The 19,584-nt window shown below is 61.9% G+C and carries 30 protein-coding genes; 14 read left to right on the plus strand and 16 right to left on the minus strand.

Features of this window, described 5'->3' with window-relative positions; all coding sequences use genetic code 11:
- Position 1: 1 nt before the first annotated feature.
- From AXF13_RS06695 to AXF13_RS06765, 16 genes are all read right to left on the minus strand, one after another.
- Positions 2–403: a DUF2190 family protein gene (locus tag AXF13_RS06695; protein WP_062252138.1), complete on the minus strand. Its 402-nt coding sequence runs from the start codon at positions 401–403 to the stop codon at positions 2–4.
- Between the two features lie 3 nt (positions 404–406).
- Positions 407–1,588, minus strand: coding sequence for a phage protease (locus AXF13_RS06700; protein ID WP_062252139.1), 1,182 nt, complete (start codon positions 1,586–1,588; stop codon positions 407–409).
- Positions 1,589–1,945: 357 nt separating this feature from the next.
- Positions 1,946–2,581 carry a PBECR2 nuclease fold domain-containing protein gene (locus AXF13_RS06705; RefSeq protein WP_062252140.1) on the minus strand — a complete coding sequence of 212 codons (636 nt, stop codon included), beginning with the start codon at positions 2,579–2,581 and terminating at the stop codon, positions 1,946–1,948.
- A 12-nt stretch (positions 2,582–2,593) separates the two neighbouring features.
- The gene (locus AXF13_RS06710) at positions 2,594–3,094 is read right to left on the minus strand and encodes a phage head morphogenesis protein (RefSeq protein ID WP_062252141.1); all 501 of its coding nucleotides are present in this window, start codon (positions 3,092–3,094) and stop codon (positions 2,594–2,596) included.
- Between the two features lie 3 nt (positions 3,095–3,097).
- Entirely contained in the window at positions 3,098–4,561 is a 1,464-nt protein-coding gene (locus tag AXF13_RS06715; protein ID WP_062252142.1) for a phage portal protein family protein, read from the minus strand.
- Entirely contained in the window at positions 4,561–5,913 is a 1,353-nt protein-coding gene (locus AXF13_RS06720) for a terminase large subunit domain-containing protein (protein WP_062252143.1), read from the minus strand. The genes AXF13_RS06715 and AXF13_RS06720 overlap by 1 nt, the downstream gene beginning before the upstream one ends.
- 2 nt (positions 5,914–5,915) lie before the next feature.
- Positions 5,916–6,470 carry a phage protein Gp27 family protein gene (locus AXF13_RS06725; RefSeq protein ID WP_062252144.1) on the minus strand — a complete coding sequence of 185 codons (555 nt, stop codon included), beginning with the start codon at positions 6,468–6,470 and terminating at the stop codon, positions 5,916–5,918.
- Between the two features lie 9 nt (positions 6,471–6,479).
- On the minus strand, positions 6,480–6,782 hold the full coding sequence (locus AXF13_RS06730; protein ID WP_062252145.1) for a VpaChn25_0724 family phage protein: 303 nt from the start codon (positions 6,780–6,782) through the stop codon (positions 6,480–6,482).
- The gene (locus AXF13_RS06735; RefSeq protein ID WP_062252146.1) at positions 6,782–7,165 is read right to left on the minus strand and encodes a hypothetical protein; all 384 of its coding nucleotides are present in this window, start codon (positions 7,163–7,165) and stop codon (positions 6,782–6,784) included. Before AXF13_RS06735 ends, AXF13_RS06730 begins: the two co-directional genes overlap by 1 nt.
- Positions 7,165–7,506 (minus strand): hypothetical protein, encoded by a 342-nt coding sequence (locus AXF13_RS17040; RefSeq protein ID WP_190276384.1) that lies wholly within the window; start codon positions 7,504–7,506, stop codon positions 7,165–7,167. Before AXF13_RS17040 ends, AXF13_RS06735 begins: the two co-directional genes overlap by 1 nt.
- On the minus strand, positions 7,457–7,825 hold the full coding sequence (locus AXF13_RS06740) for a hypothetical protein (protein ID WP_062252147.1): 369 nt from the start codon (positions 7,823–7,825) through the stop codon (positions 7,457–7,459). Before AXF13_RS06740 ends, AXF13_RS17040 begins: the two co-directional genes overlap by 50 nt.
- Positions 7,822–8,094 (minus strand): hypothetical protein, encoded by a 273-nt coding sequence (locus tag AXF13_RS06745; RefSeq protein ID WP_062252148.1) that lies wholly within the window; start codon positions 8,092–8,094, stop codon positions 7,822–7,824. Before AXF13_RS06745 ends, AXF13_RS06740 begins: the two co-directional genes overlap by 4 nt.
- A complete protein-coding gene (locus tag AXF13_RS06750; RefSeq protein WP_062252149.1) occupies positions 8,091–8,648 on the minus strand; it encodes a glycoside hydrolase family protein in 558 nt (185 codons plus the stop codon). Before AXF13_RS06750 ends, AXF13_RS06745 begins: the two co-directional genes overlap by 4 nt.
- A gap of 348 nt (positions 8,649–8,996) precedes the next feature.
- The gene (locus AXF13_RS06755) at positions 8,997–9,644 is read right to left on the minus strand and encodes a hypothetical protein (protein WP_150116086.1); all 648 of its coding nucleotides are present in this window, start codon (positions 9,642–9,644) and stop codon (positions 8,997–8,999) included.
- Complete coding sequence (locus AXF13_RS06760; protein ID WP_083521984.1) at positions 9,568–10,170, minus strand: thermonuclease family protein; 603 nt, start codon at positions 10,168–10,170, stop codon at positions 9,568–9,570. The genes AXF13_RS06755 and AXF13_RS06760 overlap by 77 nt, the downstream gene beginning before the upstream one ends.
- A 51-nt stretch (positions 10,171–10,221) precedes the next feature.
- A complete protein-coding gene (locus AXF13_RS06765) occupies positions 10,222–10,800 on the minus strand; it encodes a helix-turn-helix domain-containing protein (RefSeq protein WP_150116087.1) in 579 nt (192 codons plus the stop codon).
- Between the two features lie 127 nt (positions 10,801–10,927).
- Here AXF13_RS06765 and AXF13_RS06770 point away from each other — a divergent pair, with 127 nt between their 5' ends.
- The 14 genes from AXF13_RS06770 to AXF13_RS06835 all read left to right on the plus strand — a co-directional run bounded on the left by AXF13_RS06770 (position 10,928) and on the right by AXF13_RS06835 (position 19,483).
- Complete coding sequence (locus tag AXF13_RS06770) at positions 10,928–11,164, plus strand: hypothetical protein (RefSeq protein WP_062252152.1); 237 nt, start codon at positions 10,928–10,930, stop codon at positions 11,162–11,164.
- A gap of 2 nt (positions 11,165–11,166) precedes the next feature.
- Complete coding sequence (locus tag AXF13_RS06775) at positions 11,167–11,373, plus strand: ClpX C4-type zinc finger protein (protein ID WP_062252153.1); 207 nt, start codon at positions 11,167–11,169, stop codon at positions 11,371–11,373.
- Positions 11,374–11,589: 216 nt separating this feature from the next.
- Positions 11,590–11,811 (plus strand): helix-turn-helix domain-containing protein, encoded by a 222-nt coding sequence (locus AXF13_RS06780; protein WP_062252154.1) that lies wholly within the window; start codon positions 11,590–11,592, stop codon positions 11,809–11,811.
- Positions 11,812–11,935: 124 nt separating this feature from the next.
- The gene (locus tag AXF13_RS06785; RefSeq protein ID WP_062252155.1) at positions 11,936–12,154 is read left to right on the plus strand and encodes a hypothetical protein; all 219 of its coding nucleotides are present in this window, start codon (positions 11,936–11,938) and stop codon (positions 12,152–12,154) included.
- A gap of 2 nt (positions 12,155–12,156) precedes the next feature.
- Positions 12,157–12,651, plus strand: coding sequence for a hypothetical protein (locus AXF13_RS06790; RefSeq protein WP_062252156.1), 495 nt, complete (start codon positions 12,157–12,159; stop codon positions 12,649–12,651).
- Between the two features lie 2 nt (positions 12,652–12,653).
- Entirely contained in the window at positions 12,654–12,953 is a 300-nt protein-coding gene (locus AXF13_RS06795) for a hypothetical protein (protein WP_062252157.1), read from the plus strand.
- Positions 12,954–12,956: 3 nt separating this feature from the next.
- On the plus strand, positions 12,957–13,697 hold the full coding sequence (locus AXF13_RS06800; RefSeq protein WP_062252158.1) for a DUF1937 family protein: 741 nt from the start codon (positions 12,957–12,959) through the stop codon (positions 13,695–13,697).
- 2 nt (positions 13,698–13,699) lie between these two features.
- Positions 13,700–14,014, plus strand: coding sequence for an IclR family transcriptional regulator (locus AXF13_RS06805; protein WP_062252159.1), 315 nt, complete (start codon positions 13,700–13,702; stop codon positions 14,012–14,014).
- 14 nt (positions 14,015–14,028) lie between these two features.
- Entirely contained in the window at positions 14,029–15,126 is a 1,098-nt protein-coding gene (locus AXF13_RS06810; protein WP_062252160.1) for a coiled-coil domain-containing protein, read from the plus strand.
- Positions 15,127–15,143: 17 nt separating this feature from the next.
- Complete coding sequence (locus AXF13_RS06815) at positions 15,144–16,958, plus strand: DDE-type integrase/transposase/recombinase (RefSeq protein WP_150116088.1); 1,815 nt, start codon at positions 15,144–15,146, stop codon at positions 16,956–16,958.
- Positions 16,946–18,106, plus strand: a complete 1,161-nt coding sequence (locus AXF13_RS06820) for an ExeA family protein (RefSeq protein WP_062252162.1) — start codon at positions 16,946–16,948, stop codon at positions 18,104–18,106. Before AXF13_RS06815 ends, AXF13_RS06820 begins: the two co-directional genes overlap by 13 nt.
- A 21-nt stretch (positions 18,107–18,127) precedes the next feature.
- Positions 18,128–18,652: a host-nuclease inhibitor Gam family protein gene (locus tag AXF13_RS06825; RefSeq protein WP_062252163.1), complete on the plus strand. Its 525-nt coding sequence runs from the start codon at positions 18,128–18,130 to the stop codon at positions 18,650–18,652.
- An 8-nt stretch (positions 18,653–18,660) separates the two neighbouring features.
- Positions 18,661–19,161 (plus strand): regulatory protein GemA, encoded by a 501-nt coding sequence (locus AXF13_RS06830; protein WP_062252164.1) that lies wholly within the window; start codon positions 18,661–18,663, stop codon positions 19,159–19,161.
- Positions 19,142–19,483 carry a Mor transcription activator family protein gene (locus AXF13_RS06835; protein WP_062252165.1) on the plus strand — a complete coding sequence of 114 codons (342 nt, stop codon included), beginning with the start codon at positions 19,142–19,144 and terminating at the stop codon, positions 19,481–19,483. Before AXF13_RS06830 ends, AXF13_RS06835 begins: the two co-directional genes overlap by 20 nt.
- Positions 19,484–19,584: the final 101 nt, after the last annotated feature.

The raw sequence follows: 19,584 nt of genomic DNA on the forward strand, positions 1-19,584 counted from the left end.
TTTAAGCTCCTTCAGGCGGGGTAACGGGCTCGGCGGCCAGTGCCAGCGTGCCCGGCGCGAACTGATAGTCGATGATTTCACCGCTGCTCTGGGCAGCGGTCAGGGCAAAACCGATAATACGTTGACCGCTTTCCGTGGCCTTGACGGCCCGGCCCTCGGCGTCGCTGGTCAGGGGATCGCCACAGGCCACGGCGGCCCCGGCCTCTACTTCCGGCAGATCGGACATGGCCACGTCGGCCCGGCCGTTGGGCTGTTTGCCCAGCTCGTCCGTGGTGCCGATCAGGGCATCCGTGGGGGCGGCGGCCTGGGCGATCATCCCGGCCGTGGCGGCATGAGCGGCAATCCGGTAGGGGGACAGATCGCCGGAAACATCGTAGGTTTTAAAAAGGCGGGTAACGGGCATGACTTACTCCTTTGCCCTGGCGGCACCGGCTTTGACGGCATCCAGGGCCTCGGTGACACTGACCACAATGCCTTTTTGCCGCATATCTTCCTGGTAACAGAGCGCCTGCCGCGCGGCTTCCTGAGGGGTCAGGCCGTCCACGCCGTCGTGGGCGTCTTTGCTGACCTCGGCAAAGCTCACTTGTTGGGGCAGGCGAGCGAGGAATGCGGCCATAAAGGCGGCGGGCGAGGCGGAAACGGTTTTGTCGCCTTCCGCGAACTCGAAAATCCGCTCTTCTTCCAGTCCGGCCATAAAGTCCGCAAGACCCACGGACTGCGCCGGAGTAATGCGCCCCTCGGCCACTGTGTTGTCCACTACGGCCCGCGCACGGGCGCGGCGGGCATCGGCCGCCAGGGCCGCAACCTGCTTTTCCAGTTCCGCCGCGCGGGCCTGGGATTCGGCAAAAGCCGGGTCAACGGCGGGCGGCTTATTCCCTTCCGCGTCGGGGGCGGTCGGGGTGGTATTGGATTTGGGCATATCTTCCTCCTTTTTTTCGGACTCCGTAAAAGCCGGGATGTCGGCGGTTTTGGCCGCCTCGGCGGCCGTATCCTCTTGCAGCCAGTCCATAGTCCAGGACGGGATGGCCTTGTCGGCGGCTTCCTGGCCGTCTTTGTCGATGATGTAATCCCGCATCCCACGAAACAGACCCGCCATGCGTTTCAGCAGCGCTGCGATGCCGCCGCCTTCCGCGAATTCCACGGTCACACAGCCCTCTCCCGTGTCGCCCTCGGCGAACTGGACCGGGGCAAGCCCTTTGACCGCCGGGGGCTGCGCGCCCAAAAAACCCACATGGCGCAGATAGTAGACGCCGGGCTTGGGGTTGTGGGGTGAGTCCGGGGCGTAGAAGGATGCGGAAACCTTTTTGTAGCGGCCGGAGCGCACCTCTTCGGCAAAGGCCGGTTCGAGCTGGCGCGGCGCGGCAAAAAGTCCGCCGGGGCCAGCCGTGAGTCCGGCCACCCAGCCGTAAGCCGGGGCGTCGGCCGCCGGATGGCCGATAACCAGCGGGGCTTCATGCAGGGCTGGATTGTAGGCGGCCGCCGTGGCGGCAAGGTCCGCTTCGCCGAAGTCGAGACTTTGCCCCTGCATGGCCGTGTGGCGGCCGGGGCGGAATATATGTATGGGGGCGGGTTGCTGTGCCTTGGGCATAATGACCTCCTGAAGGTCAGCATGCCCAAGATACGAAGGAGAATCTTTTGGGGATTCCCACAAAAACAAAAACCCCGGCGCAGGGCCGGGGCTGTGAGGTAAATATGGTGGATAGGGGATGTGGCGTCAATGCCTGGTTTTATTCATGCATGGGCATGTGTTTACGCGCGTTTATAAACGGGTCAGGGGCGGCGTAATGGAGCCGGGGCGGGCAAGCCTTTGTCCGAACTCATTCAGGCCCGCAGAAGGCAAATTTGACATTTTCCGCCGAAGGGCTATCCTGATTTTAAGGCTGTGTATCAGCTCAGAATCCCCCCCGCAGGGGGAACTCCCCTCCACCGAAAGGCCGGAGGGGTTTTATTTTTTCCGGCCCCAGACCAGGATACCGGCGCGCTGTTTTTGCAATTCCCTTTTCCGGCTGCTGGCGACGGCCGTCACGTTTTCCAGTTCGCCCTTGCGGTATTCGGCAATAAACCAAGAGTAGGCAGCCTTACCCAGGGCCAGCGCCTTGATGTAGCGCCGCCGCAGTTCCACCCGGCCGGTAAGCCTGTCCCGATACGGCATGAGCCAGATCTCGAAAGGCTCTTCGATGATTTCAGGGATCAGCGGCACCAGGGACGCGCGGTCAGTCTTGAGATGCTCGCCGAGGGAGGCCGCCGTAATGCCCACCGTCAGGCCGTCCGGTCCGACGAAGGCCCGGCCCGCGCCGCCCAGCATCTTTCGTACCGCCGTTCTTACCGCCTCACGGTTTTCCGCCGTAGGGCCAGGGGATGCCACGGGCTTATCCAGGGGTACGTCCGCCGGGCGCTTATAGTAGGCGTGATCCCGTGTTGCAATGACCGGCTCCCATTCCGCCTTTTCCGGCCCGGTGGAAACGCGCCCGGCCTGGCCCACGTTATAGGCCCATTCCTCCGGCACGTCGCCGGGGAAGGTGGGCGCGCTTTCGCTGACATGCCAGCCCTCGGCCCTGATCCGGGCGTCGCCGACGCCCACAGCGGTGCAGAGTCAGCCCCAGCCGTTGGGTGGATAGTGCGTGGTCCAGAATGGATCGTCGATGGGCAGGATCAGCCCATGCCATTGAGAATGCTCCGGCCTTCTGCTGGGCCGCTGGACCTGCTGGTACAGAAGATACGGCCGGGCCTCGCGCTCATCCCAGAGTTTTTGCCAGCGCCCGGCCATGTAACTGGTGCGCATGTTGGTATTGATAATGACCGAACTGCGCCAGCCGGGCTTGCCCCGGTACTGCCAGCCGTGGGCCGCCACGATACTGTCGAAATCCTCGCTGAACTTGGCCGTGCTTGCGCCGCTGTCCATGTATTTCTGGATGGCGGCCTGGAAATCGGCCAGCAGCGCGTCGTTATCGGCCCCGGCGATCATAAATGCCTTGGCGTGGCATTCCCCGGCAAGATCACGGTAAGTCTTGACAGGCAGGCGGACCTTGTTGCGGAAGTGGTCGTTCGCCTCTTTGAACGGCGTATCCTTGGCGGCGACGGAGACGGCAGGCACGGGCTACTCCTCCCCGGCCCGACCGGCCAGATGCGCGGTCAGCAGCGCGCCGGAAAAGACATTGGCCAGATCGTCCACGCCGTCCAGCACATTCAGCGTCAGCACGCGCTCGGCGAAATCGGCCAGACTCTCGCCGCGCGCCACGGCTTTATCCAGTTCCGCGCGGATGACGCCGATCATGGCGCTTTGCGGCGCGTCTGTCAGCGCTTCCACCTGGTCGCTCAGCTCTTCGCTGTACCGGCGCGGAGCGGCCTCTGAAAAATCCGCGAGCGCGGGCGCAGCGCCCTGAATCCGCGCCGCTCCCCGCTGCCAGCCCCCGCCGAAGCGGCGCTCTATCTCCTCGTCGGTCAGCTCAAGCCCGAGGGCCGCTATATCCCTGTCGCGCTCAGCCTGCGCCTTGATCTTGGCCGGATCTTCCACCTTGCGCCAGACCTGGGGCGGTTTTGCGCCGGGGAAATTCCACTCCGTCAGCCAGGCGGCCGGACCGGTATTGAAGGACTGGCAGAGCTGATCCGCGTCCGCCTTGACCACGCTGGCGGAAATGCCGCTGTGCACCTCGGCCGTGCCGCTGTACTGGCCGATGCGGGAAGTGCCGGTCTGGGAAAGTATGACCTTGGCAATGGCATCGTCCCAATAGGAGAGAAAATCCTTGAAGTCCCCACTGCCCTTGCTGGTGGACTCCACCAGGGCGATGTCAAAGCCGGTGGGCATGGCCACCGCGCCCTCGCTGCGCAGAGCCAGGGCTGCCTCCAGGGCCGCGCGTTTGCGCTTGTCGTTTTCGGCGTCGGAATCAGCCTGCTCATAGGTAGCCTTGGTGGTGGGCACGCCGAAACGGTCCAGATAGGCGGCCCAGAAGCGCGAGCCGTTGCGCTTGAGGTAAACCGGCCACCAAAGCATATGCCCCAGGCCCACGCCGTATGGGCTGTCGTCATCTTCCGCGCCCCAGGTGGTCAACCAGAATTTGCGCGGCGGCATGGGGCGGTACTCGGTCTGAACTATGAGTTTGAGCTGGCCGTCCTTGCCGAAACCGAATCGCCAGGGAGCGCGCACCTTGATGTCCGCTAGATAGACGCTGTTGCCGTCGCGGCCCCAGAGACACTCCGCCACGCCGTAGCCGTAAAGCACTGAACCGTGCATTTTGCGGCTGGCCTGGTCGAACTGTATCGCGCTCAAGTTGTCCCGCAGGAAGTCCGCCGCAGCCTTGTCGCGTGCGTCCTCCCCGCCGGGCACCACCTCCAATTCCGATTCCACCAGTTTGTCCTGGCGCTGCTGCATGAGCGCGGCTACCTGGTCATCCCGGCGTAATTTTTGGTATTCTTTGAGACTGCCGCCCAGGGAAACAAGCACCGGGTCCGTGCTGGGCAGGATCTCGCCCACAAAATTGGCCAGATCCAGGGAACCGTCCGCGCGAACGGTCATATCCGCCTTGGCGGGCAGCGTATTGGGGTTGACGAGCATGTCAGCCATCAGAAAGACCTCCGGAAGGACATAAAGCCGGAATCGGGATCGCGGAAGCGGGTCGAAACGTCCGTATGCAGGCCCAGAGTACGGGGAGTGGCGTGATCCGGCAGCACAGCGCCTGGAGTGCTGGCCGCGCTGACCGCCAGAAAGCAGGCCCAGGCCCGGTCCGCATGGCCGCCCGAATCGGATTCCGCCACAAAGCGAGGGCTCCCCGTGGGGCCGAAGACCTTTTGCAGCTTGTGCAGATCCCGGCGTAGCGGCTCGTTGCTCATGGGGATGCGGATGCGGCGATCCTCAAAAGCCTGTTTGCCGACAGTGGCCAGGGCCAGCTTGTTGGGGCCGGTGAACAGCACCCCCTCCACCCGGTTGGAGCTGTGACGGTTCTGCGCGTCTTCCACGGGCTTTTCGCCCATGCCGGTCTGGTCCATGCAGCAGCGCAAAAGCCGGTAACGGGAAAAAACATCATCCAGCAGGGCGTCCTGCTCGGCGAATGTCGCGCCGCGAGCCTCAACGATCTCCCTTGTCCAGAGCACGTCGCCCACTTCCTCCAGCACCCAGATCACGAAAAGGTCATGGCGGCGGCCGATATCCACGCCAATGTAAACAGGCCCGCCCGTGTAATTCTCCGGGATGCCCGCGCGGGCATGCTCGGCGGCGTTGATCAGGTCAAAGGACAGCCAGGCGCTGGCCTCGTCCAGCCATTGCAGCTCGTATTCCTGCGCCCAGGTATCCGGATCGCCGCAACCAGCTTTCAGTTCCTCAATATCGCGGGGCAGGCCATCGGCCACGGCCTGGTAAATATCAACGATATGCTTTGACCAGCCGTTGTCGCGGGTCACCAGATCATAGAACTTGTTGCCCTTGCCGTTGGGCGTGGACACCACGCGTAAGCGCAGGCCGGGCTTGCTGATGACAGGAAAAAGAGCCTGCCAGATCTTGCGGCTGTCCTTGTGAAAGGCGAATTCGTCAAGAAGCACGTTGGCGCTGAAGCCGCGCGCCGTGTCCGGGTTGGCGGGCAGCGCCGTGACCCGGCTGCCGTGGCGGGTGATGACCTCCAGAGCCTTGCAGGTTGTCGCGTTCGAAAGGCGAAACTCCGACTCTTCTATGTCAAAGGCCGTGTTCATAGCCCGCAAGTGGAGATGGAGCCCCTCGTCCATAGCCTCTTTAGCCTGGCGCTCGCCACGCGAGAGAATGACCCAACGGGTGCGGATCTTGCGCAATTCGGCGGCTACCAGATCCTCCCCGATTTCCAAGGTGGACGTGAAGGTCTTGCCGGTCTGGCGGGCGAACATCCCGAGCTTGAAGCGGCTGTGATCGTCCACATAGCGCCGCTGATAGGGCAACAGGATTGCGGGCACGGCTACGCCTCGCCCCGGTAAATGGCCTGGACGCGACGGAAAATCTCTTCCGGGGTGGCTTTTGGTCCGCCCTCCCTGGCGGCGGCGTCCACGGCCTTTTTCAAATCCTCTTCCGCCTCACGCCGGGCAGCCTCACGCAGTTTGACATCATAATCCTGCGTGGCGCGGGCGGCCTGCGCGCGTTCCTTAATGGCGCGGGACAAAGCGCGCAGCTCCTTCACTTCCATCTCAGCGTCAGGCTCGTCCAGACGGCGCACCATATAGTCCGTGGTCAGGGTGGTGAGCATCTGAATCAGCGCGGCCCCTCCCTTGCCTGTGGCCGCGTCCGCGCCCATGCGATCCATGATCGCGTCTGCCATATTACGGCTTTCGCGCAGGCGCTGCGCCACCTTGTCCACCTGTTGCTTGTAACGGCCAAGGCCGGATCGGGAAACATCCGCCCCCAGGCTTTTGAGGTGGGCAGTGATCTCGTCCAGGGTATGCCCGGCGTCCAGCATGGCATGGAGCTGCTCGCGCAATTCCGGCGGCAGGCGGCGCACTTTTCCGGTACGGCCCATATCCGCCCCCTACCTCGGCAGAGGACGGTCAACGCCCGGATGAGAGGCCACGCCGCGCGCCACGTCCACGCCGCGCGCGCTGATCCGCAGCACCGTCACGGGGAGATTGTCCAGCCGCTCCATTGTGGCCAGACCCTGCTCGGCCAGCCAGGCCGCGTCGGCTTCCACCACATCGCGGGACACGCCGTGGCCGATGGCCGCCAGGGCGGACTGCAAGACCGAGGTGTTCAGGCTGTAATCCTGGTCTTCAGCCAGGAAGCGCAGGATGGCCAGACGGCGGTTTTTGGTGAATATGTCCTGTACGTTGTTCATTATTTCCTCTCCATACGGTCACGCATCAGCAGCGTCGTCTGATTCTCCACCCGTTCCAGAATGTCGCGCATGCCGCGCAGCTCCTCGGCAAGGCGGCTCTGTTCGCCCTCAATGCGCACGAGTTTAAGATCAATACTGTGCAGACGGTCCTGGTCAGGCACGGCTTTGAGCTTGAGCGTCAGCTCGCGCATGGAATTTTCATGCGCCGCCATCAACTCGGAAAAGCGCTCGCGGGCCAGGGCGTCCTCCTTGCGATGCAGGACGCAGTCTTCGCGCGTGACGAATTTTTTCCGCAGGCTCCAGGCTATCCAGCCGAAAAGCAGGTTGACGCCGATTGCGCCGAACCAGCCGAAAGCCCTGACATATTCCATAGGGGCGTCCATCAGCGGGCCTCCTGCTTCGAGGGAAGCTGCGCATCGCTGCTGTCGCAATCCGCAGCTTCCTTCGTCGCAACGGCTTGCGCCTCATAGCAATCCAGCGCGTCTTCCAGCCCGGCCAGATAGGCCCGCAGGCGCGTGTCACGCAGCTTCAAGAGGGCGTAGCCCTCCCGGCTTTCCAAAAGCGGCAGACCTGCCAGCTTGGGCAGGTCCGGTTTCGCCGGGCGTGCGCAACGGGCCGGGTAACCTATGACCGGGGCGGGTTCCGGCGCGGACTCAGTTCGCCCGGAGCAGCCGCTACAAAGGCTTATCAAGATCAGTAAGCAAAGCGCGGCGCGTCGCATCATCCGGCACTCCTGTTTTTTCCGCGTCGCTCATCTCGCGGATCTGCATTGCATCCATGACGGCCCGCCACTGGTCCGCGTCGGCCTGGGCGGCCGCCTCACGGTCAAGGCAGGCCTGGGCCTGTCCGGCCAGGGCGGTCTGCCCGGCGCGGGCCTGGTCCGCCGTCAGTTTCCAGGCGGCGGCCTCCTTGCGGGCGGCGGCCAGATCCTTTTCGAGCAGGATCACGCGGGCCTCGGCGCGCTGGAGGCGTATGTGCTGCACGGCATAGCCGCCGCCGATGACCAGCACGCCGATCAGGACCGGAATGAAAGATTTCATCATAAGCCCTCCCCCTCGGAAGGATCGCGGCCCGCCCCGTACAATCCGCCCCGGCCCGCCTCAAAGCGCAGTTGCGCGGCCTTGGCTCCTTGGCTGCCGCCGATAAGCGTCACCATTTCCCAGCTTATGGGGATCAGGCGGCCCTCCATGAAACAAAATGCCACCCACATGCCCAGCACCACCACGCAGACCAGCATGGTGGCGATCCGCATGGTGGACCATTGTCCGTTGACGCCCTGAAACGTCTGGGCCAGGGCGGCGCGGGCGCTCATGCGTATTCTCCCGTGCGCATCTGGCGGGCCAGCTCATCGGCGCGGCGGCCCACTTGTTTGGCCCACAAGGAATTGAGCATGCCGTCGGCCACGCGGGCATAAGAGGCGTGACTTTCTATGGCGGACCGCAGCAGCGCCAGGGTATTTTTAAATTTCAGCAAGCCGTCCACGCCCAGATTGAAGGCCATGTTCAGCAGCGCCTCGGCGCGGGGGATCTCCTCGATCTCGACCAGGCGTACGAATTCAGGGCAGCGTGCCGCCAGTTGCCGCTTGCAGGCGTTCACCTCTTCATGCAGGGCGGTCGCGGCCTCTTCCTCGGTCCAGCGCATGCCGCGCGCCCGCAGGGCGTTACGCAAGAGCAGACCCTTCAGACGGCCGGAACGGGCGGCACATTCCAGATCGGGATACGGGATGTATTGCGGATGGGCCTGAAGGTTGGTGCCGTAGCCGATGGTGCAGGCCCTGGCCGTGCAGAGATAGGGCACTGCCCGAAAACCTTCCTGGCGTTTGAGTTGGACGATCAGGGGCGTGGTGGGAAGAGATGCAAGAGGCATGGTGGCTCCGGGCTAGCGATGCTGCCTTTATCCGTACGGCTCACAAGTTCGCCTACGGCTAAAGCGAGGTTCCCGGAGGGAGAAGAAGCGGCCCCTCCGGGGCGCGGGCGCTCTGCCAAGGGAATGAGGGGGAGAACGCCGCGCGCAGGACCACCATATGGTGGTCCACGGGGTCGGGCCTATTGTGGATTCTCAGGAAAGATGAAGAAAAGAAAAAACCCGCCGGGAGGCGGGTTGCAGGAAACAAAAAAGGGACCTATTGGCATTACCGAATTTGGGGCGGCATATAACGCCCGCTGCTGCGGATAGGCTACCATGCAGAGGCGGGAAAGCGCCTTTAGGCGAAGGTTAAAAACTTTCCTTCTGCCCCTCCATCTGCCGTTTCATATCTTTAAGGGCAGCCTTGGGAGCGATAAACCGTACAGACATCCCATCTTCAGAAACTTCGAATTCTGTTGCACGCAAAGAATCCGGGGCGTTCAGAACAAACTGGGCATAACTACCCAATTTGGCTGCCCCCTTCATCGCGTCCTTAGCAGCGAAAGTGTAAGTAAGACCTGTGTCGCCATTGAGGGCGGAGGCTTCAAAAGCCGTTAAGCCTGCCACTGCAGCCTTCTCTCCTTTCTCATGCAGAACCTTTATGAAATCAAACAGCTTGTCGCCTGACTGCAAGGCAGCAAGGATAAAGCCATTATTTGTCATCGCGCCGAGAACTTTGGTGTAAAGGGCATTATCCGTAGGTCCGGCCAAGGCAACCAAGGTCAGCTTGCCATCGTTGAACAGAAAGGCCTGATCCCAACCGTCATACCCGGCAAAAGACTGCTTTTGCCGACAAAGCGCTCCCTTTTCCACATCATCGCAGGGTGTGATACCCGGCAATTTTTGAATTTCCACACGGGGTTGCCCGTAAGAAAATTCCTTAAACAGCGTTGGGCCCGCCGCATAGGCGGGAAGAGTCCATACCAGTAAAACCAATACGGCCACCCCAATTTTCATCACTCCCTCCTTTCATAGAACGCGTTGAATATTCACCAGTAGTCGCCACGCCGCGTCTGTTCTTACGCCACTGCCAAGGCGGCAGGGGGTTTTCTTGTTTCCACAGCCCACGCCGGGCGCTCCGCGCGGCGGCCTCGTCGTCGCTCCATTTCGCGCACTCCGGGCGCTTGCAGTATTGCACATAGACCCAGGCCAAGCCGTTCACGAGCAGCTCACGATTCAAAACCCGGCCGCTCGGCCCGGACACAATGCCCAGCGTCCGCCCATAGCGATCACGCCCCAAGGGCTCCACCTGCACATCCCGCCCGAAGACGGCCGCCCCCGTGAAATCCCTGGCCCGGTCGCCGTAAGCCTGTTTCTTCTCCGGGCAGTCTATGCCGTACAGGCGGACTTTGATCTGCTGCTTGTTAGCTGTCAGCACTGTGATGGTGTCGCCGTCCGCAACGCCCACCACTCGGCCGGAAAGTGCCCAGGCCGGGGCGGACAGCAGGAGGAAGAAAAGCAGAGAGAAGACAATGCGGGTCATTTTGTATCCTCAAGAGCTCGGCGGATGTTCACCAGCAGCCGAAGCACCGCGCTACCCGGCCGCCGCTCTTCCCGTGTCCAGCAGGTTTTGCCTGCTTTGCGGGGCTTTAAGAGCCTCCGCAAGCTGGCGCTCCAGCTCGGCTATGCGGGCGTCGCGACGCTCAACGTCCATGCGCAGGCGCTCCACCTCCACGCGGAGGTCGCCGTTTTGGCGAAGCAGGTCGGCGTTCTCGCGCAATACTTGGATTAGATCCACTTCACAACTGGCGACGTCGCCAGTACTAATTTTATTATTCTTAATAAAATTAGCCTGTTGTATTCTCTCATTCTGTTCACAACTGGCGACTGTCGCCAGCCCTCTATCCAGATCGCAGCTCGAGCGTTGAAGTAACGGAGAGATATTTTTCTCGCGTAAATCTGGGTGCAACTCCATTTGCCCTTGTCCAAATTTCACCCACTCAATATTTACCTTTTCACCCTCTGCTAAGGCCATCAAAAATGCCTCAGAAGGTGTGCGCAGTCCCTTTTCCCATCGTTCTAGTGTGTTTCTATGAATATGATATTTATTTGAAAAGGACTCTCTCGAAGCCTTTCCTCTAAGCTGTCGTATGCGATCACCCACACCAGCCATTTTTTACACCCACCCTATTGACTTTTGCATCCATTGGGTGCAAATTACACCCAACGACATCCGCCAATATCCGCCGAAATTTTCTTCTTACCTACAGGAAGGCGGGCGGCGACACAAGGGAAGGGGTATGGACGATTTATTTCTGGAGAAGATTACGAGCGGCATGCGCGCCATTACCGCTGCCGCCATCAGGGCACCCATCGGGGCCGCTACGGACGAAATTCTTGATGCCCTCCTGTCGATGTCGAAGCCCGTAGCAATCGCCGCTTTGGCAGGATTGTGCGGTGAATTTGCCGACAGGTTGAAACAGGCCGGTATCAGCCTCCCCAACAAACCGACCGCCAAATGGAAAACGGAGAAGTGACCATGAAGAGCCCCACCGGACAACTGTACTGCGATTTCTGCGGCAAGGGCGAGGAAGCCTGCGATCATCTTATCGTTTCTGACCCCTTGGGCCCCGGCTGCGCAATCTGCTCGAAATGCGTGCTGGAGTGCACCCAGATTCTCATAGACAGCGCCGGGAAAGCTGAGAGGCATTTTCTGGGCCGCCCGGCGGCCTCGGGTGCGGAATAGTTTTTGGTGCGGGCCATTCCCGCTGGCTACCGCAGCAGGCTGTCGCTATCCGTAAGCCGCTGCGCGGCAACGGCTACCGCGCCCGTGTAGACCCCGACGCCGCCTATCCACGTCGGGCGTAGCGCAACGGCGAATTCCGCTCTTTACACCTCGGGCGGGACGTTCCCCGGCACGGCAGAAGCCGGGGTTCAAAAAAATAGAAAAGGAGAAGGAGATATGAGCGGAAAGAAGAAACTGCGCACCCCGGAGGACATCCGCCAGGAGCTGAAGCGCAAGGGCATGCCTATCGCGGTCCTGGCGAGGAAGTACGGTCTGTCGGCGCGTACAGTCTATGACGTACTGGCCGGGCGCAACAGGGGCAGCTATGGCGAGGCGCACAAAGCCGCCGTAATCCTGGGCCTCAAGGAGGGCGAGATCGAACAGCGGGAGGCGGTGTAATGGCCACCCGTAACAACACGGCAGCCGTTTGCCGCGTCAGCGGCATTACGGATGGCGACAGCAACGATAAAAAACGGCGGAACCGTCTGCACCGGCCCCGCCGCAACACAAGGGAGATAACCTTATGTCAAAACAGAATCTTGATAACAGACAGCTGGGCGTAAAGCAATACAACTCACCGCTGGCTCGCGACCTGGAAAGCTGTGCCGCAAGTCTGGCCGCTCTGGCCGGGCGCGTGGGCGTGGAAGAATGGACGGAGATCAGCCTGATCCGCATGCAGATCCGCGCCCTGGCCGGGCAGGTGGAAGGGTTGCTGATCCCGGATAACGAAGAGGCGGCGTAACCATGAGCGAACATCTTTGCCATTGGACCCGGAAAGACATGCGCCGCGTGGCCGATGCCTGCGAACAGCTCGACGTCGATATTGAGCACGTCATCGTGCTGGACCTGCTCTCGGGACCAGAATGTTCTATTTTTGACGACCCGGTGGACGATCTGCTGGATACCGAAGACCCCGAAGAACTGGAAGCCGTTTTTGGCAAGCCGCTCGGCGGCCATGTCTATAAGGCCGGGGCGGGGCCCGAAGGTCGTGGGCTCTTGCGTGACATCGGCGGTTTTCTTGTCCTCGGCTATTTTCAGCCTCCGGACAAGGAATGCGTATGCCTGGATGATGCCGACGAGGTTTGCGGGTACGGCCTGGAACCATACCAGACGCCGTGTCGGGCATGGAGTCCCTATCTGCATACGGCTATCGCGAAATGTCTGGCCCAGGCGGCCAGAGCTAAACGAAAGACCCTGCGCGAGGGACGTGAAATAGCCCTGCGCAAGAGGGAGGCGTGATCATGTCCATGCAACGGTACATCTGCATCGCGGAAAGCCTGTACGAAGACAAGGTATCTTGGCTGGCCTTTGGAATAGAGCTCATGAACACGAATCCCTCCAGCGCGGCCTGGAGATTTGTCGAATGCTGCCCCAAAGAGTCCGGGGCGGAGGATTTCATCTGCGACGAAGCGGAGCCGATCCCCGTCCTTGTGAAAAATGCCGACACCGGGGAAGTCGTCCGCGTCATAGTGGAGATAGAATGGCGTATCGCCGTCACCGAAGCCGTCATCGACAAGAGTTTCACCCCGCCCAAGGAGTAGGCCATGCGTTTCTGCAATCCTGATTGCCTCATTGACTGGCGGGTGGTGGAGCCGCCCAGGTACAAAAAGGACTATGTGGGCAAGCTCGTGCGGGTGACGGAATTTGACCGCCGATTTCTCTCTGACAGCGCGGCCCTCCCGCCTGACGGCGCGGTCTGCAAAATCACGCGACGCAGCAACGATTATGGCGGCGGCGAGTTCAAGTTGACGCTACGCTGGCGTTGCCCGGCCTGCGACATGGCCCATGAAAAGCTGATTCAGGAAGCGTGGATTGCCGAAGGCAAGGCCCATTTCGTGGAACCCGCAGGCCTGGCCGACAATACTCAGGCGCTGGGCGATGACCGGCCGGTCATGCTGTACCTCGCCACCTCCTACAGCCATCCGGACCCGGCCAAACGCGCGGCGCGCGCGAATCTTGCCAGCGAGTGCGCGGCGTGGCTCATGCGCAAAGGTTGGAGCGTGGCCTCGCCGCTCTCTATGGGACATGCCATCTGGACAGCCTACCCCAACCTGGAGACCGACTTCGCCGCCTGGCGAGAACCCTGCCTGCGCATGTTGGAAATGTCCGATGCCCTGGTAGTGCTTTTGCTTGACGGCATCCGCGAGAGCGTGGGCGTAGCCTCTGAAATCGACCACGCCCGCAAACTGGGCATCCCGCTCAATCAGGTCAAACTGGCTGGAGAAGATGCGGCGAAGGGCGGCGAGTCCTTTGAGGTGGTCCCGCAGCCGAAGTGGTGGAGGTGAGTATGCCCAGGCTGACTGATCAGGCCCCACTGCGGATCATCAAGATTACGGAAACCCTTTTCCGCGCCGTGCTGGACGGCATGAGCAATAAAGAGCTGGCCACGGCCACGGGCTACTCTCCCTCTAATATCAGCCGGGACATGCGGCTCTTGTGCGAGGTGGGCTGGGCCAGACAACTGGACAACGGCCGCTGGGCTGTGAGCGAAAAACCCGTGGCCCTGATGAAAATGTATCAACTCTACATGAGCGACCTGGCCGAACGCGGCAGGAATTTCGACCTGCGCGTCACGGCCCAGGCCCGGCAACTGATGCCGTAATACAGGAGGCAGACATGGCACAGGCAAGAACCGAAGAACAATGTGCGGTTCTCAATTTTGACGCTACGCCCGAGGCCGAGCAGGCCGCCGTCGAATCATGGGCCGGTGATATGAAGATCGAGACCGCCCAGCCCCGACGCGGGCGCAAGCCCATTGTAGGCAGGCCCGCCGCTATGGGCAGCGTGAACGCCGAGGTGGTCGAGGCGGCCCAGGCGGCCGCGCCCGCCATCGCGGAGATCCGCGCCAATACCGTGAGCATGCCCAAGGCCGAGCTGGCGCAGAGTCTTTCACTCGCCCAAGGGCTTGGGATGTTTCAAGCCTTTGATCTGATGAATCAGTTCAGCGGGCTTGCCCGCCTCAAATGGTTGTCCGAGCGCAAGCAGAGCGGGGATTACAAGGGCGTCACCGTTATGGACCGGCAAGGTCAAAGCTGTACACTTAATACGTTTGAGGACTTGTGCTCCTACATCGGCCCATCCCGCCGCAAGGTGGACGAAGACCTGCAAAACCTCGCGCTTCTTGGCGAAGACTTCATGTCCACGGCCGAATCTCTGGGCCTCGGCTACCGAGATCTGCGCCTCTTGCGCAAGGGCATTGCTCAGCTCCCGCCGGAAGAGCGCCAGGCTATCCTGGACGAGGTGCAAAGCGCCGAGGGACCGGAAGAGCTGAAGGACAGACTGGCGGACCTGCGCACGGAGCTGGCCGAGGTCAAAGCCAAGACGCATGAGCTTTCCGCCACGCTGAAGGCCAAGGAAGAGGTCTCCAAGAAAAAAAGCGCCCAGCTTGAAGAATTGGAGACGCGCCTGGAGCGCCTGGACAGTATGTTGCCGGACGAGAAGGTCAGGGCGCTTGACGAAATCAACGCCAAAGCCCGCGCGGATGTGGACAAAGCCTGCCAGGACGCTTTTGTGGCGGCCATAGCCCTTTGTTCGCAGTGCGCCGCCGTTTTCCGCGATGAACGCTCCAGCGAGGACGCCTGCGCTTATATCCATGAGCGGGTCAGCCTGTTGATGAACAATATCGCCGACGCTGTGCTGGGCGCGGGCGTTGACGTGGATCTGCGGCAACGCTTTGAGATTCCGGGCGACGACGACCCCGCTGATCTCGCTTAGAGGGGGGGGGCGGAGCCGTGTCTCTCACACCCGCGCAAACAGGTTTTTTGCATGACCTGGCCCGCGAAATGGCGGCGGCCCCGGCTTCGGGCGGCGCGCGCACGGCCCTTGTGGCGCGCGCCGCCGAGACCCTGGGCAAGAGCCCCAAGACGGTCTACGGCCTGCTCAAAAAATACGCGGGCTGGGAGAGCGGGAGAAAAGTCCGGGCGGACAAGGGCGAGACCTGCGTGGACCGTGACCTTGCCCAACTGGCCGGGGGGCTCTCCTACCTGAGCAACCGCCAGTCCGGCAAGCGGATCACCACTATCAAGGCCGCCCGTGAGCGTCTGGCCGCCGACGGCTACGGCATCGTCAACACGGAAACCGGAGAAGTGACCATGCCAAGCTCTGAAACCATATCCCGCGCCATGCGCCGCTACGGCTGCCATCCGGACCAGCTCGGCGCGGCCCGGCCCGCCGTGGAGTTGCGCAGCCTGCACCCCAACCATGTTTGGGAAATCGACGCCTCGGTCTGCGTGCTCTACCAACTCAAGGGGGGCGGCGTGCGCCTTGTCAACGAGCGGGACTACAACGAGCACAAGCCCGGCAAGCTGATCGAGATCGCCGGGCAGCGGATTATCCGTTATCTGGCGGTGGATCACTACAGTGCCGCCATCTATCTGCATTATGAGCAGGCCAGAGGCGAGGATGCGCGCGGCGTTATCACCACTCTGGTGGAGGCCATCAGCGACCGGGGCGAGCGCGATCCCATGCATGGGGTGCCCCTGCAAGTCTACATGGACCCCGGCAGCGGCAACAAATCCTCGCTGGTGACGCAGTTTCTACGCGACCTTGAAATTGCGCCGCTCTGGCACGAGGCGGGCAATGCGCGCGCCACCGGCGCGGTGGAAGCGGCCCAGAATATCGTGGAAACAGGCTTTGAATCCCGTCTGCGTTTCATGGATACCCCCTCCGTGGAGGAATTGCAGGCCCAGGCCGACCGCTGGCGGCGGCATTTCAACGCCCACGCCGTCCTGGCGCGGGCCAAAAAGCCCCGCAATCAGCTCTGGATATCCATCACGGACGAGCAACTCCGCGTTGTGGAGCGGCCCGTGCTGGAGGCCATCGCCCATTGGGGCGACGAGGCGCGCCGGATCGACAACCGTTTCCGGATCAGCGTCAACACCCGTTCCCACGGTGTACATGAGTATGACCTGCGGGAGCTTGGCTATCACGGCCTATCCTCCGGCGATACGGTGACGGTACGGCTCAACCCCTTCCGCGCGCCGGACATCATGGTCATCAAGGAGATGCCGGACGGCGAGGAGCTGCGTTTTGAGGTGTCGCCTATCGTCAAGGGCGAGGACGGGCGGGACATCACGGCCCCGGTTATCGGGCAGGAGTACCGCAGGCCGCCGGAGACGTTGGCCGAAAAAAATCTCAAGGACATCAAGAAGATGGCCTACGGCACGGACAGCCTGGAAGAGGCGGAAAAAGCCCACAAGGCCCGCAACCGGCGGCCCTTCGCGGATATCGACCCGATGGCCGACGTGCGGGAGGCCCCGCAGTATCTGCGCCGCCAGGGCACCAGGATGGACGTGGAGGCCAAGACCGCCGCGCCCCTGCCGCTCAACCGCGCGCAGGCCGCCGCCCGCCTGGCCCAGATGTGCGGCGAGGCCTGGGCGGCGAACCCCACGGCCTGCAACGATATGATCAAGGCGAGATACGGCGAATCGGTGCCGGAGGCCGCATTGCCGGAGCTGGCCGAGGCCATCACAGCCCGTTTCGCTCCCCGGCCCGCCACCGTACTGCGCTTTAACGCACAACAAAGGGGCACGGCATGCGCAAACTGACGCTGAAGGCGCTACTGGCCTCGGCCAAGGCAAGCCAGCGCGACGCGGCCAAGGCGGCGGGCCTATCACCGGCGGCCGTCAATCTGCTCTGCAACGGCAAGGCTCTGCCGAAAAACGGCTGGCCCGACGCCCGTAAAAAGCTCTCCGCGTGGCTGCACACGCGCGGAGTGAACCCCGAGGCCGTGGAAACGGCCCTGGCCGAAAGCGAACAGGCCGCCAGTGCGGCGGCACATACCAGCAACAAGGGAGACGACGATATGATATTGCGCAAACAGGTACTTTCCATGCGCGCCCGGCAACAGTTCAAGTTGCTGCACGATCCCTTTGACGATCCCCAGTGCCCGGAGGACGTCTATCTCTCGCCCGAGAGCCGCTATGTCCGCGAGTTTATGTACGACGCGGCGCGGCACGGCAATTTTCTGGCCGTGGTGGGCGAATCCGGCTCCGGCAAATCCACCCTGCGGGAAGATCTTATCGAGCGCCTCAAGGAAGACGGCGACGGGGTGGTGATCATTGAGCCCTACACCCTGAGTATGAGCGGCGGGCAAAACGGCAAGCCTATGCTGGCCCGGCATATCGCCGAGGCCATTATCGCCACGCTCGCGCCCGGCGCGTCCATTCCGCGCAGCCAAGAGGTGCGCGACCGCCGCCTCCACCAGCTTCTGAAAGACTCCAACGGGGCGGGCATGCGCCATGTGCTGATCATCGAGGAGGCCCACGATCTGCACACCCAAACCCTGAAGGCGCTCAAGCGTTTCTGGGAGCTCAAGGACGGCCTCAAGCGGCTGCTCTCCATCATCCTGATCGGTCAGACCGAACTCATGGACAAGCTCGGCAGCAATCAGGCCGACGTGCGCGAGGTAGTGCAGCGCTGCGTGCCCGTCAAACTGGAACCGGTCAAAAACCCGGCCGACTTTCTGGCGCACCGGTTCAATCGGGCCGGGGCTGACCTTGCCGCCATTTTTGAACCGGACGCCTTGGAGGCCCTGCGCGACCGGCTCATCGTGGCCAGGGATATGTCCGGCAAGGGCATTTACAAGGGCTATCCGCTCGCAATCAGCAATCTCGCCAGCGCCGCCATGAACCTGGCCGCCGGACTCGGTGAGAGGACGGTCACGGCCGATGTGGTCCGGCAGATTCGGGCGTAACATTATATATAGGAGTATATTATGGCCAAGCGCGTTAAACCTGTATTGCGGATCCTCGCTATAGATTCCCTGGAAGAGGCCGACGCCGTTCTGGCGGAAATCGCCGGACGCAAACGTCAGATCGCCTTGTACGAGATCCGCTTCAAGGAAGAGGTAGACCGCCTGAAAGCCGAGTGCGCCGCCAATTGCGAACCGATCAGACAGGGTATCGCCGAGCGTGAACAGGCTCTTGTCCAGTTCGGCATTGCCCGCAGGGAAGAGCTTTTCCGGGGGAAGAAATCCCTGGACCTCAATTTCGGCACCATCGGCTTCCGCGCCTCGTCGGCGCTCAAAACCGTCAAGAAACTCACCTGGGAGCGAGTACTGGGGCTCATTAAGGAAAAAGGCCTGCCCTGCGTCCGCGTCAAGGAGGAGGTGGACAAGGAAGCCCTGCGCGCCCTGGCCCCGGAGAAGCTGGCGGAAGTGGGTTGCAAACTGGAGCAGGCGGACGACTTCTTTTATGAACTCAACGAAACCGAGCTGGCAGACTCGTCGCCCGCTTCATAGGAGGCCGTATGTCTCTCATGGGTATGATCCGCGTGGCCAGGGCGCAGCTTGGCATGGATGAGGAGGCTTACCGGAATCTTCTGTTCGACACATTGGGCAAGAGGTCGCTGGAGGGCAGCACGGCCAAGGAGCAGTGGCGCGTGGTTGAGGAACTCAAGGCACGGGGCTTTCAGCCAAGCCCCTTTCACAAGGGCAAGGAGCTTGTAGCCGATCCTCAAGCGAGAAAAATCCGCGCGCTCTGGCTCACAATGGCCGACTGCGGCATCGTCAGGGACCGCTCCGAAAAGGCCCTGAATAACTATGTTCGACGCTTCACCGGTCGGACATTGGAGGATGCCACGGTCAAACAGTGCCAGGCCGTGATTGAGATACTCAAACAGCATTTTGATCGTTGTGATGACCCCAAAAAACGCGCCATTTGCCTCGCCATTCTGAAAGGCGAGGGCACGCCGCCCGTTCTGGACGGCAGAGCCGTGGTCGGAGGTATATATGGCGGGGTCCATCAGTAATCGCGGTTCCGAACTGCTCAACCAGATCGAGGCCATCATCGACGAGGAACTCCGGCGGGGCACCGAGCGTCTGGGCAGGCGCGTCACTACCCGCATCGCTCTCGAATTCGGCGGGGGCTCGGTCTATTTTCCGTTCGACAAGGCCCGCCGGGACGCGCGGCTCTATGAAGAGTATACCGGCAACAATATTTCCGAGCTGCGGGCGCGCTACAAGTTGAATGAGTCCACCGTGTACCAGATTATCCGCCAGGAACGCGCCCGGCGGCGTCAGAAGCAAACCATACTGCCCGGCGTAACGATGGGAGATACACCCTATGACTGATCCGAAAGAGCAATTCCTCGCACGGAACACCTTTCGTTGCGAGCCCATGCATGCCCTTATTTCAGCCGCACAGTATGCGGCCGCAAGGAGCACACGGAAGC

Origin of the sequence: Desulfovibrio fairfieldensis, assembly GCF_001553605.1 — a bacterium.
In the GTDB taxonomy this organism is placed as follows: Bacteria; Desulfobacterota; Desulfovibrionia; order Desulfovibrionales; family Desulfovibrionaceae; genus Desulfovibrio; species Desulfovibrio fairfieldensis.